This window comes from Flavobacterium terrae, from assembly GCF_900142035.1.
GTDB lineage: Bacteria > Bacteroidota > Bacteroidia > Flavobacteriales > Flavobacteriaceae > Flavobacterium > Flavobacterium terrae.
Genome location: NZ_FQZI01000001.1, coordinates 965,788 through 972,192, shown reverse-complemented (window position 1 = coordinate 972,192; position 6,405 = coordinate 965,788). Strand labels below are relative to the sequence as shown.

At 31.8% G+C, this 6,405-nt stretch carries 6 protein-coding genes; 2 read left to right on the top strand and 4 right to left on the bottom strand.

Annotated elements, in window-relative coordinates:
* Positions 1-668: 668 nt before the first annotated feature.
* Positions 669-1,922 carry an ABC transporter permease gene (locus BUC09_RS04300; protein WP_073308978.1) on the bottom strand — a complete coding sequence of 418 codons (1,254 nt, stop codon included), beginning with the start codon at positions 1,920-1,922 and terminating at the stop codon, positions 669-671.
* A gap of 3 nt (positions 1,923-1,925) precedes the next feature.
* On the opposite strand from BUC09_RS04300, the gene BUC09_RS04295 reads away from it, so the two are divergent.
* Positions 1,926-3,197, top strand: a complete 1,272-nt coding sequence (locus BUC09_RS04295) for an exo-beta-N-acetylmuramidase NamZ family protein (RefSeq protein WP_394332998.1) — start codon at positions 1,926-1,928, stop codon at positions 3,195-3,197.
* Positions 3,198-3,244: 47 nt separating this feature from the next.
* On the opposite strand, the gene BUC09_RS04290 is transcribed toward BUC09_RS04295, so the two are convergent.
* Positions 3,245-3,742 (bottom strand): YkgJ family cysteine cluster protein, encoded by a 498-nt coding sequence (locus BUC09_RS04290; protein ID WP_200778471.1) that lies wholly within the window; start codon positions 3,740-3,742, stop codon positions 3,245-3,247.
* Between the two features lie 77 nt (positions 3,743-3,819).
* Between BUC09_RS04290 and BUC09_RS04285 the strand changes: the two genes are divergently transcribed.
* Complete coding sequence (locus BUC09_RS04285; RefSeq protein ID WP_073308974.1) at positions 3,820-4,521, top strand: class I SAM-dependent methyltransferase; 702 nt, start codon at positions 3,820-3,822, stop codon at positions 4,519-4,521.
* A 110-nt stretch (positions 4,522-4,631) separates the two neighbouring features.
* On the opposite strand, the gene BUC09_RS04280 is transcribed toward BUC09_RS04285, so the two are convergent.
* Together BUC09_RS04280 and BUC09_RS04275 are read right to left on the bottom strand one after the other, a co-directional pair.
* On the bottom strand, positions 4,632-5,789 hold the full coding sequence (locus BUC09_RS04280) for an aminotransferase class V-fold PLP-dependent enzyme (protein WP_073308972.1): 1,158 nt from the start codon (positions 5,787-5,789) through the stop codon (positions 4,632-4,634).
* 57 nt (positions 5,790-5,846) lie between these two features.
* Positions 5,847-6,239 (bottom strand): energy transducer TonB, encoded by a 393-nt coding sequence (locus BUC09_RS04275; RefSeq protein WP_073308970.1) that lies wholly within the window; start codon positions 6,237-6,239, stop codon positions 5,847-5,849.
* Positions 6,240-6,405: the final 166 nt, after the last annotated feature.

The window sequence follows — 6,405 nt, the reverse complement described above, 5'->3', positions numbered from 1 at the left end:
GCGGCTGTCAATCCAATATGTCTATGAACGTTTCTTCTTATTTCTCGCTTAACTTCTTTCGTTGTTTTTGCGGGTGCAAAGGTAAGAACTCTTTTTCTATTTACCAAAACTTTTTGAAACTTTTTTTTGAGAAAATTTTCAGTCCGTTTTAATTATCAATATCCTTAAGAACCTCTCCGTTGCGGGGTGCAAAGATAACATCTTTATTTTCTTATCTCCAAATCTTTTTGCAATTTTTTTTTAAGTTTTTCACTCTCGCTTTAAACTCAATCACTTAAAGATTTTTTAACACTATGATAAAGAACTTCGCTTGTTTTGCATGTCACTCGTTGTTCAATGCGGGTGCAAAAGTACCACCTTTTTTCAATTACACAAGCCTTTTGCAAAACTTTTTTTGAAGTTTTTTACAGTTCTTCTGACCGTCAATAAGTTAGCTTTGAAAGTTTTTTTAAGCAGTCGGATTTTTCTGCAACTTCTGTGGTTTAGCTATTCTATACTATATATAGGTACAGCTTTTTCTATACTATATAGATGTATCGCGTGAGGGATAGAAGCGACATCCTTTAATACGGTCATTGAGCGTAGCCGAAATGACCGTATTAAAGATACAGCGGAAAGCCCGACCCGAAGGGGCACGCAATGAAATAAAAATTAAATGAGATTTAAAACTAACTAAACTTGATAGCTTTTACTGGAGAAATTTTAGTAATGATGTGAGAAGGTATATGTAACACAAGGAAACAAACTATAACAGTACCTAAGTTCAACAAGAATATATACCATAGATTAATATCTACAGGCGCTGTGTCTACATAGTAATTTTCTGGATTAAGCTTGACTATACCAAAGTACTTCTGAATAAGCAACAATCCAACACCTATAACATTACCCCAAAGAAGCCCTTGAGCAATTAAGTACAAAGCATTAAATAAGAATATTTTTCTAACTGTCCAGTTATTTGCACCTATTGATTTTAGTATACCAATCATTTGTGTTCTTTCCAAAATCAAAACCAGTAATGCTACAACCATATTTATAGTTGCCACAACTATCATGATAGAAAGAATTACTAATATATTAAAGTCAAACAGTTTTAGCCATTCAAAAATGTAGAAGTATTTCTGCGAAATGGTTTGAGTATCTAAAGTTTTAGAAGCATCTTCTTTATTTTGAGAGTTATTATAAACCTCTGCCCCTTTTTGCTCAATTTTATTAAAGTCATCCAGAAAAACCTCAAAAGAACCTACTTCTGTAGGTTTCCATTTGTTCATTTTTTGTATATGACGAATATCCCCCAATAAGAAAGTAGCATCAAATTCTTGAAATCCTGAATTATAAATACCTACTATTTTAAAGACCCTAAGGTTTGGAAGCTGATTACCTCCTTCTTTCATAAAGAAAGTATTACACTTATCACCAAGTTTTAATTCAAGTCGATTTGCTAAGTATTCTGATATTATTATTTCGGGGTTTAATTCTTCTTTAAGATTAGGAATTCTTCCTTCTACTAAATACTCTGTTAGATTATCCCATTTGTAGTCCTTACCAACTCCTTTGAATACAATTCCTTCAAAAGACTTTTCTGTTCTTATTATTCCAGCTTTACTAGCAACCGCTTGAATATGATTTATACCTTGAACCGATTTAAACTTTGGATAAAAGTCTTGGTTAGTTGAAACAGGATTAACACTTACCTCAGATTGATTGTCATCAAAATTTGAAATAACAATATGTCCATTGAATGCCGCGATTTTTTGACGTATTTTATTTTGAAGACCAATCCCAGTTGCTACGGAAACAATCATCATAATTAACCCTATAGCAATAGCAGCTATCGCAATTTTTATAATTGGCGAAGATATATTACTTTTATGGTCTTTAGCCCTTGTTAACCTTCGGGCAATAAAATATTCTAAATTCAAAAGATGATGATTTACAGATTCTCTATTCGACGTATAAATACAATCGTTGGTGTCAAAAATACATTTTTATTCTTGTTTTTAACAATGATTTCGTGTGGAAATTGCAAAAAGACAGAAGAAATCTCTAATCAGACATCTGTAGAAACTAAAGAAATTAAAATATCAGAACCTATTAAAACTGGTGCCGATAATTCTCAAGCTTACTTACCAATCCTAAAAGACAAAAAAGTTGGTATAGTTACCAATCAAACCGGAATACTTTCTAATAAAACTCATTTGGTAGATTTTTTAATCGAAAAGAAAATCAATCTACAAAAAATATATGCTCCAGAACATGGTTTTCGAGGAACGGCAGATGCTGGTGAATTAATAAAAGATGGTAAAGACACCAAAACTGGTTTACCAATAGTTTCTTTATACGGAAACAACAAGAAACCAAAACCAGAGCAATTAGCAGGAATTGATGTTATGATTTTTGACTTACAAGATGTAGGTGCGAGATTCTACACCTATATATCTTCTTTACATTATGTAATGGAAGCTTGCGCGGAAAACAATATTCCATTAATTGTTTTAGATCGACCGAATCCAAATGGCGGCATAGTTGATGGACCAATTTTAGAAAAAGAACACACTAGTTTCGTAGGTATGCACCAAATACCAATTCTTCACGGGATGACAATTGGCGAATACGCTAAAATGATCAATGGAGAAAAATGGTTAAACCCTTCGACAAGCTCAGAGCAAGTGAAACAATGTAAACTAGAAATTATTACTTGTTTGAATTACAATAGAAATATGCAATATGACTTACTAGCAAAACCATCACCCAACTTACCAAACTCACAAGCCATAAACTTATATGCTAGCTTGTGTCTTTTTGAAGGCACTAACATAAGTGTTGGTAGAGGCACAGAAATGCAATTTCAGATTTACGGATCACCTTATTTAAAGAATACTGGTTTTAGCTTTACTCCTAAACCAAATTTTGGCGCTAAAGATCCTGTTTGGAACGGAAAAGAATGCTTTGGAGAAGATTTGACAAAAATTGAAAAAGTAAATCGTCTTGAATTGAAATGGCTAATTAAAGCTTATAAAGAAAACTCAGAAACTAAAAACCCTTTCTTTAACGATTTCTTTATCAAATTAGCTGGAACCAAAAAATTACAGCAACAAATTGAAAGTGGAGTTTCTGAAACCGAAATTAGAAAGTCATGGGAAAAAGGGTTAGAAGACTTTAAAACAATGAGAGAAAAATATCTAATCTATAAATAACACTTAGATTTCGCTCAGGCTACTATCCTAAAAAAGAAAATGCCACTTTAAAGAGGCATTTTCTTTTTCATTTCTTCTACAATATTATAAGCGGCTGGGCAGATAGCAACGTTTTTTAATGTCAGATTTGAAATTTGCTGAAATTTCTTCCTATCAGTATGGGGAAATTCCCGACAAGCTTTTGGACGAACATCATAAATCATGCAGTAATTTTCATTGTCCAAAAACGTACAAGGGACGCTTTGTAATACATAATCATTATCCTCATCTATTTTTAAATACTGATCTATGAACTGCTGTGGTTTTAAACGAAAGTGTTTAGCTATTCGTTCAATATCTACAGAAGTGAATAATGGACCAGTTGTTTTACAACAATTAGCACATTCTAAGCAATCTGTTCTTTTAAATTCGGCCTCATGCAACTCCTGCATTACATAATCAATATTTTTAGGAGCTTTCTTTTTCAGCTTATCAAAATACTTTTTGTTTTCGTTATGCTTATCTTTGGCTAACTTTTGTAATATGTTGATTTGAGGATTTGTCAATTTGTTTATTTAATAAATGAAACGCAAAATTATAGAAAACGAATCAACAAATAATCGAATCATCAAATAAACTTAAAATGAAAGATCTTTTCGGCAAAGCTATATTAGATTATCAAACCAATAATTCACCTAAAAACTTAATTACTGAAACTAATATATCTGAAGCAGATGAAATGTCTGTTGACTATTTATTTCGTTCCTTTAAAAACATGCCTGAAATTGAGCAAAAGGCTTTGCAACTCTCTAAAGGCAAAATTCTTGATGTAGGTTGCGGAGCTGGAAGTCATGCTCTTTATTTACAAGAAAAAGGACTTGATGTGACCGCTATAGATATCTCACAGAATGCTATTGAGGCTTGTACATTGAGAGGTGTTCAAAAAGCATTCGTTGCTGACATTTTAAATGTAGACAATTCTAAAAAGTTTGATACCATTTTATTATTAATGAACGGCACAGGAATCTTTGGAACGCTAAAGGAAACTTCTAAATTTCTTCAAAAACTGAAATCATTACTTTCAGATAATGGTCAAATATTAATTGATTCTTCCGATTTGATTTATATGTATGATCAAGATGAAGATGGAGCCTATGAAGTTCCTGCAAATGGTTATTATGGTGAATTAACTTTTACTGTACATTATAAAGGTGAAACCGAAAAATCATTTCCTTGGCTATATTTAGATTACAACACGCTCCAAAATGCTTGTCATGCTAATGGCTTGCAATGTGAATTAATTCACGAAGGAAAACATTTTGATTATTTAGCGAGATTATATTAGGAGCTTTTTCCAGCTGTCCGTTATATCTTTTATTGTAGTCTTCGAGAACACTTCAACAAGCTAAGTGTAACACCTGAGACTACAATAAAAGGATGCCACTTCCATCTGGGCTATTTTTTTATCAAATCAGTTGTAGCAATAATCTCTTCTAATGCCTTATACAACTTATCCAAATCTTCTTGTGAGTTATAGCCATTAATAGAATATCTGATGAAGATATTTCCATTTAAAGGCATAACTGGAACCTGAATCTTATACTTATCGTAAAGAAGTGCTTTTAACTCAACTGGTTGATCTGTTTTAACTGGAACGCTTGCCATTTGTCCTAAAAATTCATCTGTAATTGGACAAATTGGTTGAGTACCCAATAAATCACAAAAACGCTGATAATTTTCAAAGACTATTTGTTTGCACTTTTTTGAAACTTCTTTCCAATTATTTTCCTCTAAAAAACTGATTACAGTTGGCGTACACAAATATTGAGCTATATCATTTGTACCTTGATATTCATGATAATCTAGAAATTGGCTATCACTAGGCGCTAAACTTTCATAACCCCAACTCACCACCAAAGGGTCTAAATCATTTTGAAATTCTTCTTTCACATATAAAAATGAGCTTCCTTTAGGGGCTAACATCCATTTATGCAATGTCCCAGTATAATAATCAGGATTTAATTCTGAAATATTCAAATCAATATGTCCTGGAACATGCGCACCATCAACGATTGTTATCAATCCGAGTTCTTGAGCTTTATCACAAATTTCTTTAACTGGAAAAATTAAAGCCGTTGCACTAGAGAAATGATTTAAGAAGATTACTTTAGTTTTATCACTATAACCCTTCCAAAATTCTTCTAGGAGTTGTTCTTTAGATTGAACTGGCAAAGTTATATTTTGACGAATATATTTGACACCTGTTTTTTTACAGAAAAAATTCCATGTTCTATCCATGGCTCCGTACTCATGATTAGTAGCTAGAATTTCATCTCCAGGTTGAAGATTCAAGCTTCTCATTATAGTGTTTATGGCAACAGTTGGATTGGGAATAAAGAAAAAATCTTTTTCTCTGCAATGGATAAACTCTGCTAGAGATTTTTTAGCATCCTTTAAATATTGAGATTGTTTAACAACAATAAAATTGACAGGATCATTTTCAAGTTCTTTTTGAAAACGTTGATACTCTTCAAAAATTAGTTTTGGAGAAGCCCCAAATGAACCATGATTTAAAAAAGTAATTGAATTATCTAATTGAAAAAAGGATTTCATAAATTATTTTTAACAACGTAAAAATAAAAAATCCCGAACATCAATTCGGGATTTTCTTTATTTAATTGTAATTGGAAAGTTATAAACTACAGGAACATTTTGTCCTTTTTGTCTTCCAGGTGTCCATTTAGGACATTTTGATAAGACTCTTTTTATTTCTTTCCCCGCATTTCCAACATCTTTAAGTATATCAACATTACTTATTGTTCCATCTGCACCAATAATTATACTTACTTGTACAACTCCTGTTGCACCTCCTCCTTCTTCCTCTTCAGGAACTTGGTAGTTCTTCATCACAAATCTCATAAACTCAGTTATTCCTCCTGGAAACATTGGCTTAACCTCTACAGATTCGAAAGGTATTGGAGCCTCAACGCTTTTATCAATTTTATTGGAAAAAACTAGGTTAATACATAAAAAAGATAAAATTAAAATAGCAATTTTTTTCATACTCTAATCAATTTTGTGTTACTTTTTCCAGCTAATAAAACTAGACAACAATAATACAATTGATTTTGATGAAATGCACAAAAAAATCGATGAAATGCAATTAACAGACTGATTTTTAATAAAATACCCACAAAAATTAATTTTGTGGGTATCATTTATTTGCTTT

Bases quoted from the DNA above. Each gene is read 5' to 3' on its own strand.
- BUC09_RS04295 (WP_394332998.1), top strand. From the start codon at position 1,926: ATGATGATTTACAGATTCTCTATTCGACGTATAAATACAATCGTTGGT.
- BUC09_RS04285 (WP_073308974.1), top strand. From the start codon at position 3,820: ATGAAAGATCTTTTCGGCAAAGCTATATTAGATTATCAAACCAATAAT.
- BUC09_RS04280 (WP_073308972.1), bottom strand. From the start codon at position 5,789: ATGAAATCCTTTTTTCAATTAGATAATTCAATTACTTTTTTAAATCAT.
- BUC09_RS04275 (WP_073308970.1), bottom strand. From the start codon at position 6,239: ATGAAAAAAATTGCTATTTTAATTTTATCTTTTTTATGTATTAACCTA.